Genomic DNA, 25,537 nt, shown 5'->3' on the forward strand with positions numbered 1-25,537 from the left:
GCAACGACCACGGCATGCCGAGTGAGGTGGGTCCACGGTGAGCAACGAGGACGAGAAGTACGTCGAGTACCTGAAGCGTACGACCTCGGAGCTGCGGCGCACCCGGCGGCGGCTGCGGGAGCTGGAGGCCCGCGACGGTGAGCCCATCGCCATCGTGGCCATGAGCTGCCGCTACCCCGGCGGCATCTCCTCCCCGGAGCAGCTGTGGGACCTCGTCCGTGACGGCGGGGACGGCATCGGCCCGTTCCCCGCCGACCGGGGCTGGGACCTCGACCGGCTGTTCCACCCGGACCCCGACCACCCCGGCACCAGCTACGTCTCCGAGGGCGGCTTCGTCTACGACGCCGTCGACTTCGACGCCGACCTGTTCGGCATCAGCCCCCGCGAGGCCCTCGCCATGGACCCGCAGCAGCGGCTGCTGCTGGAGACCGCCTGGGAGGCGTTCGAGCGGGCCGGCCTGCCGGTGGCCACGATGCGGGGCAGCCGCACCGGCGTGTTCGTCGGCGCGGCCTCGCACGGCTACGACGGGATCATGGCGCAGGCCGAGAACGGCGAGGGGCACCTGCTCACCGGCAACGCCACCAGCGTCATCTCCGGCCGCGTCGCGTACACGCTCGGGCTCGAAGGGCCGGCCGTCACCGTCGACACGGCCTGCTCGTCGTCGCTCGTCGCGATCCACCTCGCCGCGCAGGGGCTGCGCAACGGCGACTGCGAGCTGGCGCTGGCCGGCGGCGTGACCGTCATGCCCACCCCGGCGGTCTTCGTCGGTTTCAGCCGGCAGCGCGGGCTGGCCGCCGACGGCCGGTGCAAGGCGTTCGCCGCCGCCGCCGACGGCACCTCCTGGTCCGAGGGCGTCGGCATGCTGCTGCTCGCCCGGCTCTCCGACGCCCACCGCCACGGGTACCCGGTGCTCGCCGTCGTGCTGGGCAGCGCAGTCAACTCCGACGGCGCGTCCAACGGCCTGTCCGCCCCGCACGGCCCCTCCCAGGTACGCGTCATCCGCCACGCCCTCGCCTCGGCGCGTTTGTCGACGGTGGACGTGGACGTCGTGGAGGCGCACGGCACCGGCACCCGGCTCGGCGACCCGATCGAGGCGCAGGCGCTGCTCGCCACGTACGGGCAGGGGCGGGAGACGCCACTGTTGCTGGGGTCGATCAAGTCGAACATCGGCCACACCCAGGCTGCCGCCGGCGTCGCCGGTGTGATCAAGATGGTGCAGGCGATCCGGCACGGCGTCGTACCGCCCACCCTGCACGTCGACGCGCCGTCGCAGCACATCGACTGGTCCGCCGGTGCCGTGGAACTCGCCACCGGGGCGCGGCCGTGGCCGGCCGTGAACCGGCCGCGCCGGGCCGCCGTGTCGTCGTTCGGCGTCTCCGGCACCAACGCGCACACCATCATCGAGCAGGCCCCGGATCCCGAGGTCGCCGCCGAACCCGCCCCTCCCGTGCGTGCGCTCCCGGTCGTACCGGTGCTGCTCTCCGCACGGACGGACGCCGCCCTCGCCGCGCAGGCGGGTCGCTGGGCGGCCTGGCTCGACGCCGACCCCGGCCTGCGTCCCCTCGACGTGGCGTGGTCGTCGGTCGCGTCCCGCGCCACCCTGGACAGCCGGGCCGTGGTCACGGCCACGAGCCGCGACGACCTCCTCGCCGGGCTGCGCGCCCTCGCCGCCGGTACCCCGGCCGGCAACGTCTCCGCCGGCACGGGCACGTCGCGCGGCCAACTCGCCGTGCTGTTCTCGGGTCAGGGTGCGCAGCGGGCGGGGATGGGTCGGGAGTTGTATGCGTCGTTCCCGGTGTTCGCGTCGGTGTTGGACGAGGTGTGTGGGCAGCTGGACCGTGCGCTGCCGCAGCCGTTGCGGCCGGTGTTGTTCGCGGAGGAGGGCTCTGCCGAGGCGGGGCTGCTGGATTCGACGGTGTTCACGCAGGCCGGCTTGTTCGCGGTCGAGGTGGCGTTGTTCCGGCTGCTGGAGTCGTTCGGTGTGGTGCCGGACTTCGTGGGTGGGCATTCGGTGGGGGAGATCGTGGCCGCGCATGTGGCGGGGGTGTTGTCCCTGGAACACGCGTGTGCCCTCGTCGCGGCGCGGGGCCGGTTGATGCAGGCGTTGCCGGCCGGCGGCGGGATGCTGGCGGTCAACGCGGCCGAGGCCGAGGTGCTGGCGACGCTGGACGGGCTGGCTTCGCCGGAGGGGCTGGCCTCGCTCGACGGGCCGGGCGAGCGGGTGGGGATCGCCGCCGTGAACGGCCCGACCTCCGTCGTCGTGTCCGGCGCCGTGGACGCCCTCGACTCGCTGGAGCAGGCGTGGCGGGACCGGGGGGTGCGGGTGCGCCGGCTGGTGGTGAGTCACGCGTTCCACAGCCCGTTGATGGAGCCGATGTTGGACAGGTTCCGGGCGGTCCTGTCGAGGTTGACGTTCTCCGCGCCCGTGCTGCCCGTCGTGTCGAACGTGCCCGGTGCGCTGGCCGATCCCGACGAGATCCGGACGGTCGACTACTGGGTGCGGCACGTGCGGGAGGCGGTCCGGTTCGCCGACGGGGTGGCCGCGTTGCGGGCGGTCGGGGTGGACACGTTCCTGGAGATCGGCCCGCAGAGCGTGCTGACGGCGCTGACGGCCGACGCCCTGCCGGGGCTTTCCGTGCTCGCCGTGGCCGCCCAGCGCCGGGAGCGGCCGGAGGTGTCGGCTCTGCTGGCCGCCCTGGCGGAGCTGCACGTCAACGGGGTGCCGGTGGGTTGGCGGCCGTGGTTCGCTGATGCCGCAGTGTCCCGGGTGGACCTGCCGACGTACGCGTTCCAGCGGGAGCGGTTCTGGCCCGAGGCCGGCACGATGGCCGCCGCGCAGGCGGTCCACGCCGCCGGCACCGAGGGCGACTTCTGGGCCGCCGTCGAGCGCGGCGACCTGACCGAGGTGGCGTCCCACCTGGCCGTGCAGGACGATCCCGCCGCGATCGAGGCGCTCGCCCCCGCCGTACCGGTGCTGTCGTCGTGGCGGCGGGCCCGCCAGCGCGACGCCGCGCTGGACGCCTGGACGTACCGCGTCGCCTGGCACCCCGTCCGCCTCCCCGCCGCCCCGCTCCTGACGGGCCGCTGGCTGATCGTCACCCCCACCCTCCCCGCTGATCTTGCACTTGGGGCCCCCGAAACGGGTGGAACGCGGCTTTTGCCGGGGCCGGAAGTGCAAGATCGCGGGGTGGGGGAGGTGCTGCGCCGGGGTGGAGCGCGGGTCGAGGTGCTCGGCGTGAGCGGTGGGGTCGGGCGGGCGGAGCTGGGGGAGGCGCTACGTCGGCTCGGGGAGCAGAGTGGGGAGCTGGGTAGCAGCGGGGAGTCGGGCGCGGGCCGAGAGTCGGGCGCGGGCGGGGAGCCTGGGTGGGCCGGGGTGGTCTGCCTGCTGCCCGAGCGGGACGTGCCGCTGCCCGACGCCCCTGCCGTGCCCGTCGGCACCGCGCTGCTGCTGACCCTCGCCCAGGCGCTCGCCGACACCGGACTGCCCGGCCGGCTGTGGTGCCTCACCCGGGGCGCGGTCTCCGTCGGCGGCGGCGAGCGCGTCGCCGACCCGTCGGCGGCGGCGGCCTGGGGCCTCGGCCGGGTGATCGCCCTCGAACAGCCGGACCGCTGGGGTGGCCTCGTCGACCTGCCCAGCACCGGGGACAGCAACGGCGGCGAGGACAGCAGCACCGGCGAGGACAGCACCGCCGGTGGGGGCGGCAGCGACGGCGGCCGGCTCGACCGGGCGAGCGGGGACGCGCTGCTCGCCGTCCTCGCCGACGCCGCACACGACCAGGTGGCGATCCGACCGCAGGGCGTCCTCGGCCGCCGACTCGTGCCCGCCGCCCCGCCCGTGGGGTCGGGGTGGCGTCCCTCGGGCACGGTGCTGGTCACCGGCGGCACCGGGGCACTGGGTCGGCACACGGCCCGGTGGCTGCTGGCCAACGGCGCGGCCGAGGTGGTGCTCGCGTCCCGGCGCGGCCCGGACGCCCCTGGCGTCGCCGAACTGCTCACCGAGCTGAACGGGACCGGGGCGGCCCGGGTCGTCGCCTGCGACGTCACCGACCGCGAGGCGGTCGGCATCCTCGTCGCCGGTCTGCCCGCGCTCACCGCCGTCGTGCACACCGCCGGGATCGTCGACGACGGCGTCCTCGACGGCCTCGACCCGGCCAGGATGCAGGCCGTCCTCGCCGGCAAGGTCAGCGCCGCCCGGGTGCTGCACGACGCCACCGCCGGCCGGGACCTCGACGCGTTCGTGCTCTTCTCCTCCCTCGCCGGGGTCGTCGGCAGCGCCGGGCAGGGCAACTACGCGGCGGCCAACGCGTACCTCGACGCGTTCGCCGCGTGGCGGCACGCGCAGGGGCTGCCCGCCACCGCCGTCGCCTGGGGCGCCTGGGCCGCCGACGGCATGGCCGCCGCCACCGCCGCGCTCACCGCCCGGCTCACCCGCGGCGGCATCAACCCGCTGCCCGCGGCCGAGGCCGTCGCCGCCCTCGGCCGGGTCGTCAACGCCGCCGGACCGGCCGTCACCGTCGCCGACGTCGACTGGGGACGCCTCGCCGCGTCCTGGGGGCGGCCGAACCCGCTGATCGCGGCCCTGTCCGGGGTGCCCGCCGTGGCGAGCGGCCCCGTCCGGGCCGTGGTCGTCGGCCGGTCCCTGCCGCAGCTCACCGAGCTGGTCCGCACCCAGGCCGCCGTGGTGCTCGGCTACCCGGCCGGCCGGCCGCTGCCCGAGCGGACCTTCCGCGACCTCGGCTTCGACTCGCTCACCGCCGTCGAGCTGCGCAACCGGCTCACCGCCGAGACGGGCCTGACCCTGCCCGCCACCCTCGTCTTCGACCACCCCACCGTCGCCGAGCTGGCCACCCACCTGCACGGGCTGACCAACCGGCTGCACGGGCTGACCGCCGGCCACACCCCCGGCGAGGTCGTCGCCGACGGTGCCGGCACCCACCGCGAGCCCGTCGCCATCGTCGCGATGAGCTGCCGGTTCCCCGGCGGGGTCAGCTCACCCGAGCAGCTGTGGGACCTCCTCGCCGGCGGCACCGACGCGATGACCCTGATGCCCGGCGAGCGCGGCTGGAACGTCGCCGAGCTGTACCACCCCGACCCCGAGCACCTCGGCACCAGCTACGTGCGGGAGGGCGGCTTCGTCGCCGGGGCCGGCGAGTTCGACCCCGCGTTCTTCGGCATCTCCCCCCGCGAGGCCCTCGCCATGGACCCGCAGCAGCGGCTGCTGCTGGAGGCCACCTGGGAGGCGTTCGAGCGGGCCCGATTCGACCCGACCGCGCTGCGCGGCAGCCGCACCGGGGTGTACGTCGGCACCAACGGCCAGGACTACGGTTCGCTGCTGATGGCCGCCGGGGACGTCGACGAGAACTACCTCGCCACGGGCACCTCCGCCAGTGTCATCTCCGGGCGGCTGTCGTACACCTTCGGGTTGCACGGCCCCGCCGTCACCGTCGACACGGCGTGCTCGTCGTCGCTGGTCGCCCTGCACCTCGCCGCGCAGGCGCTCCAGGCGGGGGAGTGCGACCTGGCGCTGGCCGGCGGCGCCACCGTGATGGCCACCCCGGGCATCTTCGTCGGCTTCTCCCGGCAGCGCGGGCTGGCCGCCGACGGCCGGTGCAAGCCGTTCGCCGGGGCCGCCGACGGCACCGGCTGGGGCGAGGGCGTCGGCCTGCTGGTGCTCCAGCGGCTCTCCGACGCCCGCCGCGACGGCAACCCCGTCCTCGCGATCGTGCGGGGCAGCGCCGTCAACCAGGACGGCGCGTCCAACGGGCTGACCGCCCCGAACGGGCCCGCCCAGCAGCGGGTCATCCGGCAGGCCCTGGCCAACGCCGGGCTCACCGCCGACCAGGTCGACGCCGTGGAGGCGCACGGCACCGGCACCACCCTCGGCGACCCGATCGAGGCGCAGGCGCTGCTGGCGACGTACGGGCAGGACCGGCCCGCCGACCGTCCCCTGTGGCTGGGCTCGATCAAGTCGAACGTCGGCCACACCCAGGCCGCCGCCGGCGTCGCCGGGATCATCAAGATGGTCCTCGCGATGCGGCACGGGGTGCTGCCGCCCACCCTGCACGTCGACGCGCCCACCCCGCACGTCGACTGGTCCGCCGGCAGCGTCGCGCTGCTCACCGAGGCCCGCCCGTGGGAGCCCGCCGACGGCGTCCGCCGCGCCGGCGTCTCCTCGTTCGGCATCAGCGGCACCAACGTGCACACCATCCTCGAACAGGCCCCCGAGGCCCCCGAGGCCACCGAGGGAGCGCAGGCGGGACCGGCCCGGGAGCTGCCCTGGGTGCTGTCCGGGCGCACCGCCGCCGCCCTCACCGCCCGCGCCCGCGACCTCGGCGCCCACCTCGACACCGTCGCCGACGTCGCGCTCGCCGATGTCGGCTGGTCCCTCGTGGACACCCGCGCCGCCCACGACCACCGGGCCGTCGTCTTCGCCGCCGACCGCGCCGGCCTGACCGCCGCGCTGGGCGCGCTCGCCGCCGGCCGGCCCGCCCCGGACACCGTCACCGGCACCGGTACGCCCGGCGAGGTGGCCTTCGTCTTCCCCGGCCAGGGCTCCCAGTGGGCCGGCATGGCCGCCGAACTCCTCGACACCGCCCCCGTCTTCGCCGACGCGTTCGCCGCCTGCGCCGAGGCCCTGCGCCCGTACGTCGACTGGTCGCCCGTCGACGTGGTGCGCGGCGCACCCGACGCCCCGTCCCTGGAGCGCGTGGACGTCGTCCAGCCCACCCTGTTCGCCGTCGGCGTCTCCCTCGCCGCCCTCTGGCAGTCGTACGGGGTCCGCCCCGCCGCCGTCGTCGGCCACTCGCAGGGCGAGATCGCCGCCGCGTACGTCGCCGGGGCCCTCACCCTCGACGACGCGGCGGCCGTGGTCGCCCTGCGCAGCCGGATCATCGCCGGCATCGCCGGGGACGGCGGCATGGTCTCCGTCGCCACCACCGCCGACGAGGCCACCGCCACCATCGCCCGGTGGGACGGCCGCGTCGCGCTCGCCGCCGTCAACGGCCCCACCTCCGTCGTCGTCTCCGGCGACTCCGCCGCCCTCGACGAACTCGTCGCCCACTACGAGGCCCGTGAGACCCGGGTCCGGCGGGTGCCCGTCGACTACGCCTCCCACTCCGCGCACGTCGAGCCGCTGCGCGAGCAGCTCCTCGAACTGCTCGCCGGGCTGGCCCCCCGCAGCAGCGAGATCCGGTTCCGGTCCACCGTGATCGGCGACTGGCTCGACACCGCCGGTCTCGACGCCGACTACTGGTACCGCAACCTGCGCCAGACCGTCGGATTCGACGAGGCGGTGCGCAGCCTCGTCGCCGCCGGCTACCAGACGTTCGTCGAGGTCAGCGCCCACCCGGTGCTCACCATGGCGGTGCAGGAGAGCGTCGAGCTGGCCGCCGCCGACCCGGCCGCGGTCACCGTCACCGGCACCCTGCGGCGCAACGAGGGCGACCTCGGCCGGTTCCACCGGGCCGCCGCCGAGGTCTTCACCGGGGGTACGCCCGTCGACTGGCGACCCGCGTACGCCGGGCTGCCCGCGCGCCGCCGCGACCTGCCCACGTACCCGTTCCAGCGGCAGCTCTACTGGCCGCGACCCGCCGCCACCACCGCCCCGACAGCCGGGACCGCCGGACCCGCCGCCGCCGACGAGTCCGACGCCCGGTTCTGGGCCGCCGTCGAGGCCGGCGACCTGGCCGCGCTCACCGCCGAGCTCGCCGACGCCACCGCCACCGCCGACGGGACCGGCGGCGGTACCGTGCCCGAGGCGGCGTTCGCCGACGTGCTGCCCGCCCTGAGCGCCTGGCGACGCCGGCACCGCGACCAGGCCACCATCGACTCGTGGCGGTACCGCGACGCCTGGCTTCCCGTCGCCGGAGACGGCGGTGTCGAGCCCGCCCTCACCGGCACCTGGTGGCTGGTCACCGGCCCCGACGACACCGGCCCCGACGGCACCGGCACGGACACCGGCACCGACGGCAGCGCCTCCGGCTCGGCCGGCACCGGCCTGGCCGCGTTCGCCCGCGACGCCCTCGCCCGGCGCGGCGCGTCGGTCGTACCCGTGGCCCTGGCCGGCGAGCGGACCGACCGCGACGCCCTCGCGGCCCGGCTGCGCGACCTCGCCGCCGCCCACCCGGCCGCCGGGATCGTCTCCCTGCTCGCCCTCGACGCGACGCCCACGCCCGCCCACCCCCACGTGCCCGTCGGCTTCGCCGCCACCGTCACCCTCACCCAGGCCCTCGGCGACGCGGGCGTCCGCGCCCCACTGTGGGCGCTGACCTGCGGAGCGGTCTCCACCGACCCCGCCGACTCGCTGCCGCACCCCGGGCAGCAGCTCGCCTGGGGCTTCGGCCGGGTCGCCGCCCTCGAACACCCCGACCGCTGGGGTGGCCTCGTCGACCTGCCCGCCGACCCGGACGACACCACCGGCCGCCGCCTCGCCCGCGTCCTCGCCGGCTCGGACGGGGAGGATCAGGTGGCCCTGCGCCGGGCCGGCGCGTTCGGCCGGCGGCTGCTGCGCGCCCCGCTCGGCGACGCCCCCGCCACCCGCACGTGGCGGCCCTCCGGCACCGCCCTCGTCACCGGCGGCACCGGCGCGCTCGGCGGGCACATGGCCCGCTGGCTCGCCGCCAACGGCGCGTCCCACCTGGTGCTGCTCAGCCGGCGCGGCCGGCAGGCCGAGGGGATCGCCGAGCTGGAGGCCGAGCTGACCGGGCTCGGCGCCCGGGTCACCGTGGCCGCCTGCGACGCCGGCGACCGCGACGCCCTCGCCGCCGTCATCGCCGACCTGCCGGCCGAACACCCGCTCACCGCCGTGGTGCACACCGCCGCCGTACTCGACGACTCGGTCATCGACTCGCTCACCCTCGACCAGGTCGACCACGCGCTCAGCGCCAAGGTCACCGCCGCGCTCAACCTGCACGAGCTGACCCGCGACCACGACCTCGACGCGTTCGTCCTGTTCTCCTCCATGGCCGGCACCGTCGGCAGCTCCGGCGTCGGCAACTACGCGCCCGGCAACGCGTTCCTCAACGCCCTCGCCGAGCACCGGCGTGGCCTCGGCCTGCCCGCCACCTCCATCGGCTGGGGCGCGTGGGGCGGCGGCGGCATGGCCGAGGGCGACTTCGGCCGGATGCTGCACCGCCACGGCGCGCCCGAGATGCACCCCCGGCTCGCCGTCGCCGCGCTGCACCAGGCCGTCGAGCACGACGAGACGTACCTGACGATCTCCCACATCGCCTGGGACCGGTTCTACGTCGCGTTCACCGCCACCCGGCCCGGGCCGCTGATCGCCGAGATCCCCGACGCGCAGCAGCTCGCCGCCGGCAAGGGCCTCGCCGAGGCGAAGGAGACCGACGAGACCGGCCCCGCCGCCGCGTTCACCCGGATGAGCGCCGACGAGCGCCGCGCCGCGCTGCTCGACCTGGTCCGTGGCCAGGCGGCCACCGTCCTCAAGTACGCCGGCGGCGACGCCGTCGACCCGCACCACGCGTTCCGGGACCTCGGCTTCGACTCGGTGACCGCCGTCGAGCTGCGCAACCGGCTCGCCACCGCCACCGGGCTGCGCCTGCCGGTGACCCTCGTCTTCGACTACCCCACCCCCACCGTCCTCGCCCGGCACCTGCACGAGGAACTCGGCGGCGCGGCCGAGGCGGCGACGCACACCACGTCCGTGCCGCTCACCGACGACGAGCCCGTCGCCATCGTCGCCATGTCCTGCCGGTTCCCCGGCGGGGCCGTCGACCCCGAACGGTTCTGGCAGATGCTGCACGCCGGCCGCGACGCCGTGTCCGACCTGCCCGGCGATCGCGGCTGGGACGTCGACCGGCTGTACGACCCCGACCCCTATTCCGCCGGCACCTCCTACGTCCGCAGCGGCGCCTTCCTCTATGAGGCGGCCGACTTCGATGCGGCTTTCTTCGGCATTTCGCCCCGTGAGGCGATGGCGATGGATCCGCAGCAGCGGTTGTTGTTGGAGGCGTCGTGGGAGGTGGTGGAGCGGGCAGGGGTTGATCCGGCGGGGTTGCGGGGTTCGCGAACAGGGGTGTTCGTGGGCACGAATGGCCAGGACTATGGGGCCCTGCTGATGGTGGCCGTGGACGACGTGGAGGGGTTCGCGGGCACGGGGAATGCCGCGAGTGTGGTGTCGGGTCGGGTGGCGTACGCGTTGGGGTTGGAGGGGCCGGCGGTGTCGGTGGACACGGCGTGTTCGTCGTCCCTCGTCGCTCTGCACCTGGCGGTGCAGGCGTTGCGGCGGGGTGAGTGTGATCTCGCGCTGGCCGGCGGCGTCACCGTGATGGCCACGCCGGGGCTGTTCGTGGAGTTCTCCCGGCAGCGCGGGCTGGCCGCCGACGGCCGGTGCAAGGCGTTCGCGGAGGGCGCGGATGGCACGGGGTGGGGTGAGGGTGTCGGGGTGCTGCTGGTGGAGCGGCTGTCGGACGCCCGTCGTAACGGGCACCGGGTCCTGGCGGTGGTGCGGGGCAGCGCGGTGAACCAGGACGGTGCGTCGAACGGGTTGACGGCACCGAATGGTCCGTCGCAGCAGCGGGTGATCCGGCAGGCCCTGGCGAATGCCCGGCTGTCCACCATGGAGGTGGACGTGGTGGAGGCGCACGGCACGGGCACGACCCTGGGTGACCCGATCGAGGCGCAGGCGCTGCTGGCCACCTACGGCCAGGGCCGCGAGACGCCGCTGCTGCTCGGCTCCGTGAAGTCCAACATCGGCCACACCCAGGCGGCGGCTGGCGTGGCCGGGATCATCAAGATGGTCCTGGCCATGCAGGAGGGTGTCGTCCCGGCGACGCTGCACGTGGACGCGCCGTCGCCGCACGTCGACTGGTCGGCGGGTGCGGTGGAGTTGGCCACCGAGGCCACCCCGTGGCCCGAGACCGGCCGCACGCGGCGGTCGGCCGTGTCGTCGTTCGGCATCTCCGGCACCAATGCCCACGTCATCCTCGAAGTGCCCGACGATCTGCCTGCCTCCGCCGACGCCGGCCCCGAAGGCGACGCGGCGCGCGGCCAGGGCCTCGTCGGCTCCGACGTGACGGTGTGGCCGGTGTCGGCGCGGTCGAAGGCCGCTGTCGCCGGTCAGGCCGCCCGGCTGGCCCGGCACCTGCGCGAGCGCGGCGACGTGGACCCGGCGGCGGTCGGCTGGTCCCTGGCGACGACGCGGTCGACGTTCGACCAGCGGGCGTCGGTCGTCGGCTCGGGGGTCGAGGAGCTGCTGTCCGGTCTGGATGCCCTGGCGAATGGTGTGCCGGCGGGCAACGTGGTCGGTGGCGTCGCTTCGGGTCACGGTTCCGGTCCGGTGTTCGTGTTTCCGGGTCAGGGTGCGCAGTCGGTGGGGATGGCGGCTGGTCTGGTCGGTCGTGCGCCGGTGTTCGACGCGCGTCTGGGGGAGTGTCAGCGTGCCCTGGCCCCGTTCCTGGACGTGGATCTGGTGTCGGTGTTGACGGGTGGGGATGAGTCGTGGTTGGCGCGGGTGGAGGTGGTGCAGCCGGTCCTGTGGGCTGTCGGCATCGCCCTGGCCGCGGTGTGGGAGCACGTGGGTGTGGTGCCGGCGGCGGTGGTGGGTCACTCGCAGGGTGAGATCGGTGCGGCGTGTGTGGCGGGGATCCTGTCCCTCGACGACGCGGCGAAGACGGTCGCCCTGCGGTCGCGGGCTCTGGCCGTGCTGCGGGGTAGCGGTGCGATGGCGTCGGTGGACCTGTCAGTCGGCGCGGTGACCGAGCGCCTGTCCGGGTTCCCGGCTGTGGGTGTGGCCGCCGTGAACGGCCCGTCGACGGTGGTGGTGTCCGGGCCGCCGCAGCCGGTCGCCGATCTGGTGGACGCCTGTCAGGCCGACGGGGTGCGGGCGCGCCTGATTCCGGTGGACTACGCGTCGCATTCCCCGTCCGTGCAGGACGTCGCGGAGCGGTTGCGGGCGGACCTGGCCGACGTCGCCCCGCAGCCGGGCCGGGTCCGGCTGGTGTCGACGCTGACGGGTGACTGGGTCGACCCGGTGTCGATGACGGCCGACTACTGGTACGACAATCTGCGGCGGACGGTGCAGTTCGATGCGGCGGTCCGCGTCGCCGTGGCCGCCGGGCACACCACGTTCGTGGAGATGTCACCGCATCCGGTGTTGACGATGCCGGTGACGGCGATCCTCGACGACGCGGGCACGGCCGGGCACACGCTGGGTAGCCTGCGGCGGGGTGACGACGATCCGGCGCGGCTGCTGACCAACCTCGCGACCGCGCACGCGGTCGGCCTGCCCGTGGACCTGACGAGGGTCCTCGCCGCGGCCGGCACCGTCGACCTGCCCACGTACGCGTTCGACCGGGGCCGGTTCTGGCCCACCAAGGCCGAGCTGGCCGGCGCGGAGGAGACCCCGAGCGGCGTCGACTCCGCGTTCTGGGCGGCCGTCGAGCAGGAGGACCTGGCGGCGCTCGCGGAACTCACCGCGCAGGACGCCACCGACTCTCTCGAACGGCTCGGCGCGGCCCTGCCGGTGCTCGCCTCCTGGCGGCGGCAGCAGCGCGAACGGACCATCCTGGACGACCTGCGCTACCGCGCCGTCTGGCAGCCGTACACCGGCACGCCCGTCAACTTCCTCTCCGGCGCCTGGTGGGTCGTCGCCGACGAGCGCCACGCGGGGGAGGGTGAGGCGGCCGTCGCCGAGCTGACCCGCCGGGGCGCCGACGTCCGGCTGGTGCTGCTGCCCGAGGAACTGACCGACCGCGCCGCCGTCGCCGCACACCTGACCGCCGCGACCCGCTCCGCCGACGGCGGCCGGGCCCCCGCCGACGGGGTGCTCTCGCTGCTCGCCCTCGCCGACGGCGCGGTCGACGACACCCAGCCGGTGCCGCCGTTCCTCGTCCGGTCCCTCGCCCTGATCCAGGCCCTCGGTGACCTCGACATGGCCGCGCCGCTGTGGTGCGTCACCCGGGGCGCGGCCGGCACCACGCGGGGCGGGACCGTGGACCGGCCGGAGCAGTCGCTGCTGTGGGGCCTCGGCCGGGTCGTCGCCCTGGAACATCCCGAGCGGTGGGGCGGCCTGGTCGACGTGCCGGCAACCCTCGACGACCACGGCTGGGACCTGCTCTGCGCCGCCCTCGCCGGCCTCGACGGCGAGGACCAGGTCGCCGTCGACGGGGCCACGATCCTCGTCCGCCGGTTGGTCCGGGCCACCGGCGGGGCCCCCGCCGCCGACGAGCCCGACCACCGGGGCACCACCCTCGTCACGGGCGGCACCGGGGCGCTCGGCGCGGAGGTGGCCCGCTGGCTGGCCGCCCGGGGCGCCGAGCACCTGCTGCTGGTGAGCCGGCGGGGCGCGGACGCCCCGGGCGCCGCCGAGCTGGCCCGGGAGCTGACCGGGGCGGGCGCGCGGGTCACCGTCGCCGCCTGCGACGTCGCCGACCGGGCCGCCCTCGCGAAGCTGCTCGCCGAGGTGCCCGCCGACGCGCCACTGACCGCCGTCGTGCACGCGGCCGGCGCCCTGGACGACGGGGTCCTCGACGGGCTCACCGCCGACCGGATCGCCGGCGTCCTGCGGCCCAAGGTGCTCGGCGCGCTGCACCTGCACGAGCTGACCGTCGGCCGGGAGCTGCGGGCATTCGTGCTGTTCTCCGCCATGGCCGGGCAGCTCGGTGCCGCCGGGCAGGGCAGCTACGCCGCCGCGAACGCGTACCTCGACGCGCTGGCCGAGCAGCGGCACCGGCAGGGCCTGCCGGCCACGTCGGTCGCCTGGGGACCGTGGGCGGCCGGCGGGATGGCCACCGCCGACCCGGCCGTGGAGGAGCGCCGCCGCCGCACCGGCGTCGCCCGCCTCGACACCGGCCCCGCGCTCGCCGCGCTCGCCCACTGCGTGGCCCGGCGCGAGCCGGCGACGTTGGTGGCCGGCATCGACTGGGCCCGGTACGTGCCCGGCTTCGTCGCCGTCCGGCGTAGCCCGCTGCTCGCCGGCATCGCCGAAGCGCAGCAGGCCGCCGCCGCGCAGGCCGACGACGCCGGCACGAACGCCGAGAACCTCGCCGCGCTGCTCGCCGGGCAGACCGAGGCCGAGCGGCGCAAGACCCTCCTCGACCTGGTACGCGGCCAGGCCGCGGCCGTGCTCGGGCACGCCTCGATGGACGCCGTCGAACCCGACCGGGCGTTCCGGGAACTCGGCTTCGACTCGCTGACCGCCGTGGAACTGCGCAACCGGCTCACCGCGGCGACCGGCGTCCGGCTGCCCGCCACGGTCGTCTTCGACTACCCGACCGCCGCCGGCCTCGCCGATTACGTGCGGGCGGCGATCGTCGACGGCGGGGTGGTCGGCGTCGCCCCGGTCTTCGGGGAGCTGGACAGGTTGGAGGCGGCGCTCACCGGCTCGGTGCCGGACCGCAGCGCCCGGATCCGGATCACCGAACGGCTGCGGGCGCTGCTGGCCTCCCTCAACGCCGACGAAGCCCCGGCGGGCGGGGGCGGGGAAACCGTCGCCGAGAAGCTCCAGGACGCCACGCCCGACGAGGTCTTCGACTTCATCGACCGGGAGCTGGGGGTGTCCTGACGTGAACGCTGCCGGGTCGAGGGGCCAACACGGGTCGAGGGGCCAACACGGGTCGACGGGTCAACACAAGGAGTGGGCGGTCCATGGCTGACGAGGCGAAGCTTCTCGACTACCTCAAGCGGGTCACCGCCGACCTGCACCAGGTGCGGCAGCGCCTGCGCGAGGTGGAGGCCGGCGAGCAGGAACCGGTCGCCATCGTCTCCATGAGCTGCCGCTTCCCCGGCGGGGTGCGGTCGCCGGAGGACCTGTGGGACGTCGTCGCGTCCGGCCGGGACGTGGTCGGCGACTTCCCCGCCGACCGGGGCTGGGACCTGGGGTCGCTCTACGACGCCGACGGCGAGCGGTCCGGCGCCTCGTACACCCGGCAGGGCGGCTTCGTCCACGACCTGGCGGACTTCGACCCGGGCTTCTTCGCGATCTCGCCCCGCGAGGCCCTGGCCATGGACCCGCAGCAGCGCTGGCTGCTGGAGACCTCGTGGGAGGTCTTCGAGCGGGCCGGCATCGACCCGCACTCGCTGCGCGGCAGCCGCACCGGCGTCTTCGCCGGCTCCACCGGCCAGGACTACGGCGGCGTGCTGATGGGTGCCGCGCAGGGCCTGGAGGGGCACCTGATGACCGGCAACGCCGGCAGCGTCGTCTCCGGCCGGATCTCCTACACCTTCGGCCTGGAGGGCCCGGCGGTCACCGTCGACACCGCCTGCTCGTCCTCCCTGGTCGCCCTGCACCTCGCCGGGCAGGCCCTGCGGCAGCGGGAGTGCACCCTCGCCGTCGTCGCCGGGGTCACCGCCATGTGCACCCCGGCCGCGTTCGTCGAGTTCTCCCGGCAGCGCGGCCTGGCCGCCGACGGCCGGTGCAAGGCGTTCGCCGCCGCCGCCGACGGCACCGGCTGGTCCGAGGGTGTCGGCGTGCTGCTGCTGGAGCGGCTCTCCGACGCGCAGCGCAACGGCCACCCCATCCTCGCCGTGGTGCGGGGCAGCGCCGTCAACCAGGACGGCGCGTCCAACGGGCTGAGCGCCCCCAACGGGCCGTCGCAGCAGCGGGTGATCCAGCAGGCCCTCGCCAACGCCGGCCTCGCCGCCGGCGGCGTCGACGTGGTGGAGGCGCACGGCACCGGCACCCGCCTCGGCGACCCGATCGAGGCGCAGGCGCTGCTGGCCACGTACGGGCAGGACCGGGGCGATGCCGCGCCACTGCTGCTCGGCTCGATCAAGTCCAACCTCGGGCACGCGCAGGCCGCCGCCGGCGTCGCCGGTCTGATCAAGATGGTGCTGGCGATGCGGCACGGCGTCGTACCGCCCACCCTGCACGTCGACGCACCCACCCCCCAGGTCGACTGGGACGCCGGCTCCGTCGAGCTGGTCACCGAGGCCACCCCGTGGCCCGCCGTCGCGCGGCCCCGCCGGTCGGCGGTGTCGTCGTTCGGGGTGTCCGGCACCAACGCGCACGTCATCGTCGAGCAGGCCCCGGCCACCGAGCCCGCCCCGGCCGACGCGGCGCCGCCGGTGGACCGGCCGGTCGTACCGGTGGTGGTGTCGGCCCGCGACGCCGCCGCGCTCGCCGCCCAGGCCGGCCGCTGGGCCGCCCGGCTGGGAGCCGACGCCGACCTGCGCCCCCTCGACGTCGCCTTCTCGTCGGTCACCGGCCGCTCCACCCTGGACCACCGGGCCGTCGTGGCCGCCACCGGCCGCGCCGACGTCGTCGCCGGCCTGCGGGCCCTCGCGGCCGGGGACCCTTCGGGCGCGGTGGTGGGCCGGGCCGCCGACCGGGGTCCGCTCGCGGTGCTCTTCTCCGGTCAGGGCGCCCAGCGCACCGGCATGGGCCGGCAGTTGTCCGGCACGTTCCCGGGTTTCGCCACCGCCCTGGACGAGGTGTGCGGTCACCTGGATCCGCTGCTGCCGCAGCCACTCAAGCCGGTGCTGTTCGCGGCGGAGGGCTCCGCCGAGGCCGAGCTGCTGGACCAGACGGTGTTCACGCAGGCGGGCCTGTTCGCGGTCGAGGTGGCGTTGTTCCGTCTCGTGGAGTCGTTCGGGGTCACCCCGGACTTCGTCGGCGGGCACTCGGTCGGGGAGATCACCGCCGCGCACGTCGCCGGGGTGCTGACCCTCGCCGACGCGTGTCAGCTCGTGGCCGCCCGGGGTCGGCTCATGCAGGCGCTGCCGGCCGGCGGCGGGATGCTCGCCGTCAACGCGGCCGAGGCCGACGTGGCCGAGTCCCTGCACGGTCGCGCCGACGTCGGAATCGCCGCCGTCAACGGCCCCACCTCCGTCGTCGTCTCCGGTGCCGTCGAGGCCGTCGACGAGATCGATGGGGCGTGGCGTGAACGCGGCGTGCGCACCCGCCGGCTCACCGTGAGTCACGCGTTCCACAGCCCCCTGATGGAGCCGATGCTCGCCGAGTTCCGGGCGGTGCTGGCGACGCTCACCTTCGCCGAGCCCGCGTTGCCGGTGGTGTCGAACGTGACCGGGGCCCTCGCCGGCGGCGACGACCTGCGCACCGCCGACTACTGGGTGCGGCACGTCCGCGAGGCCGTCCGCTACGCCGACGGGATCGCCGCCCTGCGCGCCGCCGGCGCGGACACGTACCTGGAGATCGGGCCGTCCAGCGTGCTCACCGCGCTGACCGCCGACGTCCTGCCCGACGCCGAGGGCGTGCTCGCCGTCGCCGCCGGACGCAGGGACCGGCCGGAGGCGGACGCCCTGCTCGCCGCCCTCGCCGAGCTGCACGTGCACGGCGTCGGAGTGGACTGGCGGCCGTGGTTCGCCGGCACCGGTGCCACCCGGGTCGACCTGCCCACGTACGCGTTCCAGCACCAGCGGTACTGGCCCGAGGCGGGTGCCGGGTGGACCGGCGACGTCACCGCCGTCGGGCTGCGCCCCGCCCAGCACCCCCTGCTCGGCGCGGCCGTCGGCGTCGCCCACGCCGAGGGCTTCCTGTTCACCGGGCGGCTCGCCCGGCGTACCCACCCGTGGATCTGTGACCACGTCGTCTTCGATACCGTGCTGCTGCCCGGCACCGGCTTCGTCGAGCTGGCCCTCCAGGCCGGCGCGCACGTCGGCGCGGACCACGTCCGCGAGCTGACCCTGGAGTCGCCGCTGATCCTGCCGGAGACCGGCGGCGTCGACATCCAACTGTGGATCGGCCCCGCCGACGACACCGGCTGCCGGTCCGTCTCCCTGCACTCCGCCGCCGACGGCGAACCGGCCGAGGACGGCGGCGAGCGGGCCTGGACCCGCAACGCCAGCGGCGTACTCGCCGGCGGCCCGGCCACCCCGAGCGGCCCGCCCGGCTGGTCCGACCTGACCGCCTGGCCGCCCCCGGGCGCCGTCGAGGTCCCCACCGACGACCTGTACCTCAACCTCGCCGCCCAGGGCTACGACTACGGCCCGTCCTTCATCGCGCTGCGCTCCGCCTGGCGGCGCGGCGACGACCTCTTCGCCGAGCTGGCCCTGCCGGAGACCCCGGCCGCCGAAGCCGGCGGGTACGGCCTGCACCCGGCGCTGCTCGACGCCGCCCTGCACACCCTCGGCCTCACCACCGCGACCGGCGAGGCGTCCGGCGCGGACGTGCCGCCCGGCTACGGTCGGCTGCCGTTCTCCTGGAACGACGTCGCCCTGCACGCGGCCGGCGCGGCGGCAGCCCGGGTCCGCGTCTCGCACACCGGCACCGACAGCGTCTCCCTGCTGCTCGCCGACGTCGACGGCGCGCCGATCATCTCCGTCGGCTCCCTCGTGCTGCGGCCCGTCTCCGCCGACCAGCTCCGCGTCGCCTCCGGCGGCACCGAGTCGCTGTACCGCATCGAGTGGGCCCCGCTCGCCCTGGCCGCCGCCCCGTCGGCCACGGGCTGGGCGGTCGTCGGCGCCGCCCCCGGCCTCGCCGACGCGCTCGCCGCCACCGGGACGGCCGTCGCCGCGTACCCCGACCTGGCGGGCCTGACCGCCGCGCTGGACGCCGGCACGGACGCGCCCGGCGTGCTGGTCGTGCCGTTCCTCGACCCGCCGGCCAGCGACGACGTGCCCCGGGCCGTCGCCGAGGTCACCCACCGGGCGCTCGACGTGTTGCAGCGGTTCCTCGCCGACGACCGGTACGCCACCTCCCGGCTCGTCGTGCTCACCCGGGGCGCCGTCGCCACCGCCGCCGCCGACCTGACCGACCTGGCCGGCGCGGCCGTCATCGGCCTGGTCCGCTCCGCGCAGTCGGAGAACCCCGACCGGCTCCAGCTGGTCGACGTCGACGACCCGGCCGGCTGTGCCGCCGCCCTGGTCCCGGCCGTCGGCACCGACGAGCCGCAGGTCGTGATCCGCTCCGGCGTCGCCGCCGGGGCCCGGCTCACCCGCGTGCCGGCCCCCGCCGAGCCGCCCGCCGCCCCGTTCGACGGCGACGGGACCGTGCTCGTCACCGGTGCCACCGGCACCCTCGGGCAGCTCATGGCCCGGCACCTCGTCACCGTCCACGGCGTCCGGCACCTCGTCCTCACCAGTCGGCGCGGCCGGGCCGCCGCCGGAATCCCCGAGCTCTGCGCCGAACTGGCCGGGCTCGGCGCGACCGTCACCGCCGCCGCCTGCGACGTCGCCGACCGGGACGCCGTCGCCGGCCTGCTCGCCGCCATCCCCGCCGCGCACCCGCTCACCGCCGTCGTCCACGCCGCCGGGGTACGCGACGACGGCGTCATCTCCTCGCTCACCCCCGAGCGGATGGACGGCGTGCTGCGGCCCAAGGTCGACGCCGCCTGGCACCTGCACGAGCTGACCGCCGGCCTCGACCTGAAGGCGTTCGTCTCGTACTCGTCGCTCGCCGCCACCGCCGGCGGCCCCGGCCAGGGCAACTACGCCGCCGCCAACGCGTTCCTCGACGGCCTCGCCCAGCACCGCAAGGCGCGCGGCCTAGCCGCACTCACCCTCGCCTGGGGCCTGTGGGCCGACCGCAGCGGCATGACCACCGAGCTGGACGACGTCCACCTCAACCGGATCTCCCGCTCCGGCGTCGCCGCCATGGAGGCCGAGGAAGGGCTGGCCCTCTTCGACGCCGCCTGCCGCCGCTCCGACGCCGCCCTCGTCCCCGCCCGCCTCGACCTCGCCGCGATGAAGGTGCAGTTCGCCGGGGGCAGCATCCCGCCGCTGTACCGGGCCCTGATCCGCACCCCCGCCCGCGCCGCCGCCGCGACCACCGGCGCGTCCCTGGTCCAGCAGCTCGCCGCGCTCGGCGACGCCGACCGGGTCGCCGCCCTCGTGGAGATCGTCCGGGGCCAGGCCGCCGCCGTGCTCGGCTACCCCGACCCGGCCGCGATCGAGCCCCGCCGGGCGTTCAGCGAGTTCGGCTTCGACTCGCTCACCGCCGTCGAGATGCGCAACCGCCTCAACAACGCGTTCGGGATGCGGCTGCCCGCCACCCTCGTCTTCGACTACCCCACCCCGGCCGACCTCGCGGCCCACCTCGGCACGGAGATCGCCGGCACGCCGGTGCCCGTGCGGCCCGCCACCACCGCCGTGGCGGTCGGCGACGACGAGCCCCTCGCCATCATCGGCATGGCGTGCCGGCTCCCCGGCGGCGTGTGGTCCCCCGACGACCTGTGGCGGCTCGTCGCCGACGGCGTCGACGCGGTCACCGACCTGCCCACCGACCGGGGCTGGGACCTCGACGCCCTCTACAGCCCCGACCCCGACGCCAGCGGCACCTTCTACGCCCGGGGCGGCGGGTTCCTGCGTGGCGTCGACCGGTTCGACCCCGGCTTCTTCGGCATCAGCCCCCGCGAGGCCCTCGCCATGGACCCGCAGCAGCGGCTGCTGCTGGAGACCACCTGGGAGTCCTTTGAAAGCGCCGGCATCGACCCGGCCACGGTGCGGGGCAGCAGCACCGGCGTGTTCGTCGGCACCAGCGGCCAGGACTACGGCACCCTGCTCGCATACTCGCCGGAGGCCGCCGAGGGCTACATGTTGACCGGGATGACCAGCAGCGTCATCTCCGGTCGGGTGGCGTACACGTTCGGCCTGGAGGGGCCGGCGGTCTCCCTCGACACCGCCTGCTCGTCGTCGCTGGTCGCCCTGCACTGGGCCGGGCAGGCGCTGCGGCGCGGCGAGTGCGAGATGGCCCTCGCCGGCGGTGTGATGGTGATGGCCACCCCGACCGCGTTCGTCGAGTTCTCCCGCCAGCGCGGGCTGGCCGCCGACGGCCGGTGCAAGTCGTTCGCCGCGTCGGCGGACGGGACGGGCTGGTCCGAGGGCGTCGGGATGCTCCTCGTGCAGCGGCTCTCCGCCGCCCGCCGGCAGGGCCGGCACGTGCTCGCCGTGGTACGCGGCACCGCCGTCAACTCCGACGGCGCGTCGAACGGGTTGACGGCGCCGAACGGTCCGTCGCAGCAGCGGGTGATCCGGCAGGCCCTGGCCACCGCACAGTTGTCCACTGTGGACGTGGATGTGGTGGAGGCGCACGGCACGGGCACGACGCTCGGTGATCCGATCGAGGCGCAGGCGTTGCTGGCCACGTATGGGCAGGGTCGGGAGACGCCGCTGCTGTTGGGGTCGATCAAGTCGAACATCGGGCATGCGCAGGCGGCGGCGGGTGTGGCGGGGGTGATCAAGGTGGTGCAGGCGATGCGGCACGGGGTGGTGCCGGCGACGCTGCACGTGGATGAGCCGTCGCCGCACATCGACTGGTCGGCGGGTGCGGTGGAGCTGGTGACGGAGGCGACCCCGTGGCCGGTGGTGGACCGGCCGCGTCGGGCGGCGGTGTCGTCGTTCGGCATTTCCGGCACCAACGCCCACGTCATCCTCGAACAGGGCGACGAGCCGGCCGCGTCGGCCGGGGCCTGCTCGCCGGGCCTGGTCGCCGCTGACGTGGCGGTGTGGCCGGTGTCGGCGCGGTCGCGGGCCGCCCTCGCCGGGCAGGCCGCCCGGTTGGCCGCGTACGTGCGGGAGCACGGGGACGTGGACCCGGCGGCGGTCGGTTGGTCCCTCGCCACCACCCGCACCACGTTCGACCACCGGGCGTCGGTCGTCGGGTCGAGCGTGGACGAGCTGCTCGCCGGTCTGGATGCTCTGGCGTCCGGCTCTCCGGCGGGCAACGTGGTCAGCGGTGTGGCTTCGGGGCACGGGTCCGGTCCGGTGTTCGTGTTTCCGGGTCAGGGTGCGCAGTCGGCGGGGATGGCGGCTGGTCTGGTCGGCCGTACGCCGGTGTTCGACGGGAAGCTGGCCGAGTGTCAGGGGGCCCTCGCCCCCCACCTGGACGTGGACCTGGTCTCCGTGCTTACCGGGGATGACGAGTCGTGGCTGGACCGGGTGGAGGTGGTGCAGCCGGTGCTGTGGGCCGTCGGTGTCGCCCTCGCCGCCGTCTGGCGCGCGGCCGGCGTCGTCCCGGACGCGGTGGTGGGTCATTCGCAGGGTGAGATCGGTGCGGCGTGTGTGGCGGGGATTCTGTCGCTGGAGGATGCGGCGCGGACGGTGGCGTTGCGGTCGCGGGCGTTGGCGGTGTTGCGGGGTAGTGGGGCGATGGCGTCGGTGGATCTGTCGGTCGACGTGGTCAGGGAGCGGCTCCACGGGTTTCCGGGTGTGGGTGTGGCGGCGGTGAATGGTCCGTTGACGGTGGTGGTGTCGGGTCCGCCGGAGTCGGTGGCGGATCTGGTGGATGCGTGTCAGGCGGACGGGGTGCGGGCGCGGTTGATTCCGGTGGATTATGCGTCGCATTCGCCGTCGGTGCAGGATGTGGCGGAGCGGCTGCGTGCCGATCTGGCCGACGTCGCGCCCCAGGCCGGCCATACCCGTCTGGTGTCGACGTTGACGGGTGGCTGGGTCGACCCGGCGTCGATGACTGCGGACTACTGGTACGACAATCTGCGGCAGACGGTGCAGTTCGACGCGGCGATCCGCGTCGCCGTGGCGGCCGGCCACACGACGTTCGTGGAGGTCAGTCCGCATCCGGTGTTGACGATGCCGGTGTCGGCGATTCTCGACGACGCGGGCGTCGCCGGGCACATCCTGGGTAGCCTGCGGCGGGGTGACGACGACCCGACGCGGCTGCTGACGAATCTGGCCAGCGCGTACGCGATCGGCCTGCCCGTCGACCTGACGCGAGTGCTCGCCGAGACCGGCACCGTGCCGCTGCCCACGTACGCGTTCGACCACCAGCGGTTCTGGGTGGAGCCGCCCGTGCACCGGGCGCAGGACGTCGCCTCCGCAGGCCTCCAGGACGCCGGGCACCCGCTGCTCAGCGCCACCCTCACCTTCCCCGACAGCGAGCGGATGGTGTTCACCGGCCGGCTGTCGGTGCGTACCCACCCGTGGCTCGGCGAGCACCGGGTGATGGACAACATCCTGCTGCCCGGCACCGCGTTCGTGGAGCTGGCGACGTACGCCGGCGAGCAGGCCGGCTGCCCGAGGGTGGACGAGCTGACCCTGCTCGCCCCGCTCGTCCTGCCCGAGCTGGGCTCCCTCCAGGTGCAGCTCACCGTGGGTGAACGCGACGACGACGGCCGCCGCGCGGTGCAGCTGCACTCCCGCCCGTACCGGGACGGCTCCGACGAGATCCTCGCCGACGTGGCCTGGACCTGCCACGCCACCGGCCTGCTCGCCCCGGCCCCGACCGACCCGCCCGCCTTCGACCTCGGGGTGTGGCCGCCGCCCGGCGCGACCCGCGTCGACAACGACGACTTCTACTCCGGCATCGAGGCGACCGTCTTCGGCTACGGCCCGGCGTTCCGCGGCCTGCGTGCCGCCTGGACCCGGGGTGACGAGGTGTTCGCCGAGGTGGAACTGCCCGCCGACCACCACGCCGAGGCGGGCCGGTTCGGGGTGCACCCGGCGCTGCTGGACGGCGCGTTGCAGGCCATGTCGATCGGCGGCTTCCTCGGCCGGATGGGCGACGGCGCCGACGCGACCGTGCCCCGGCTGCCGTTCGCCTGGACCGGGGTGTCCCTGCTCGCCGCCGGGGCCACCGCCCTGCGGGTCCGGGTCAGCGCGGCCGGCGAGGTCGGCGTCGCCTTCCAGGTGGCCGACGCCACCGGCGCGCCGGTGCTGCACGCCGAATCGCTGATCATGCGCCGGGTCTCCGGCGACTCCCTCGGCGCGGCCCGCTCCGGCCGGCACGAGTCGCTGTTCCAGGTGGACTGGCCGGTGCTGCCCGTGCCCACCGGCCCCGTGCCGGCGGCCACCCGCTGGGTGGTGCTCGGCGGCGACGACCTGACCCTCAGCGCCGCCTGCGAGTCGGCGGGCGCGCGGGTACGCAGCGACGTCGACCTGGACTCGCTCGGCGACCTGCTCGCCGGGGGCGAACCCGCGCCCGAGGCGGTGATCGTCGCGGTCGGCGGCGGCGGGGACGACGAGGACCCGGCGCTCGCCGCGCAGGCGCGGGCCACGACGCACCGTACCCTCGCGGCGGTGCGGACCTGGCTCGCCGACGACCGGTTCGCCGGGTCCCGGCTGGTGCTGGTCACCCGCGACGCGGTCGCGGCGGGCGAGCAGCCGTCGATCGACCTGCGCCAGGCCCCGGTGTGGGGCCTGCTGCGCACCGCCCAGCTCGAACACCCCGGCCGGCTGCAACTGGTCGACCTCGACGCCGACCCGGCCAGCGCCGCCGCGTTGGCCCCCGCGATGGGCTCCGGCGAGCCGCAGCTCGCGGTGCGGGCCGGTCAGGTGCGCACGCCACGCCTCGGCCGGGTCCCCGCCGGGGTGGAGCCGCTGCCCGGCGGCGTCGACCCCGACGGCACCGTGCTGATCACCGGCGGCACCGGCGTGCTGGGCCGGCTCCTGGCCCGGCACCTGGCCACCACCCACGGCGTGCGGCACCTGCTGCTGGCCGGGCGGCGCGGCGCGGCGGCCGACGGCATCGGCGACCTCGTCGCCGAGCTGGCCGAGGCCGGTACGGAGGTGACCGTCGCCGCCTGCGACGCCGCCGACCCGGACGCCCTCGCGGCGCTGCTGGCCGGGGTGCCCGCCGCGCACCCGCTCACCGCCGTCGTGCATGCCGCCGGTGTCCTCGACGACGGGGTGCTGGAGTCGATGACCCCGGAACGCGTCGACGCGGTGGCCGTGCCGAAGATCGACGCGGCGTGGCACCTGCACCGGCTCACCGCCGGCCCGGACCTCGCCGCGTTCGTGCTGTTCTCCTCGGCGGCGGCCACGCTGGGCAGCGCCGGCCAGGCCAACTACGCGGCGGCCAACGCGTTCCTCGACGCGCTCGCCGCGCACCGGCGGGCCCGGGGGCTGCCCGGCATCTCCCTTGCCTGGGGCCTGTGGGAGCAGGCCAGCGGCATGACAGGCCACCTCGGCGACGCCGACGTGCGGCGCATCGCCGAGCAGGGCGCTGCGGGCCTGGCCACCGGGCAGGCGCTGGACCTCTTCGACGCGGCGTGGCGGCTCGACGCGGCGGCGGTCGTACCGATGCGACTGGACGTGCCGGCGCTGCGCGCCCAAGCCGAGGCGGGCGCCCTCGCGCCGCTGCTGCGGGCCCTGGTCCGGGCGCCGATGCGGCGCTCGGTCGACGCCGGCGCCCGCACCGGCGGGGTGCCGCTCACCCAGCGGCTCGCCGGCCTGGCCGGCCCCGAACGGCTCAAGGTCGTGCTCGACGTGGTCCGGGCGAACATCGCCGCCGTCCTCGGCCACGCCGGTAGCGACGCCATCGACCCGGGCCGGCTCTTCACCGACCTGGGTTTCGACTCGCTCACCGCCGTCGACCTGCGCAACCGGCTCAACGCCCTGTCCGGGCTGCGGCTGCCGGCGACGCTGGTCTTCGACTATCCGACGCCGACCGCGCTCGCCGAGCGGCTGGCCGGCGACATCGCCGCCGAGGCGGCACCCTCCACCCAGCCCATCTTCTCCGGCATCGACACCGTGGAGAGCCTGCTCACCACGATCCCGCTCGACCCGGCGGCCCGGGACCGGTTCACCGCCCGCGTGCGGGACCTGCTCGCCAAGGCGTCCGACCTCGCCGCCGGTCCCGACCCCGAGCAGGACCGGCCCGATCTCGACGCGGCCAGTGACGACGAGATCTTCGACTTCATCAGCAAAGAGTTTGGAATCTCCTGAGATG

2 protein-coding genes are annotated in these 25,537 nt (G+C 75.8%); both read left to right on the forward strand.

Annotated elements, in window-relative coordinates; all coding sequences use genetic code 11:
* Window positions 1-37: 37 nt before the first annotated feature.
* On the forward strand, window positions 38-14,521 hold the full coding sequence (locus ACFT41_RS18390) for a type I polyketide synthase (protein WP_377613925.1): 14,484 nt from the start codon (window positions 38-40) through the stop codon (window positions 14,519-14,521).
* A gap of 83 nt (window positions 14,522-14,604) precedes the next feature.
* Window positions 14,605-25,533, forward strand: a complete 10,929-nt coding sequence (locus ACFT41_RS18395; protein ID WP_377588630.1) for a type I polyketide synthase — start codon at window positions 14,605-14,607, stop codon at window positions 25,531-25,533.
* The last annotated feature ends 4 nt before the right edge of the window (window positions 25,534-25,537 follow it).

It is taken from the genome of Micromonospora sp. NPDC057141 (genome assembly GCF_042670805.1).
Taxonomy (GTDB): Bacteria; Actinomycetota; Actinomycetes; order Mycobacteriales; family Micromonosporaceae; genus Micromonospora.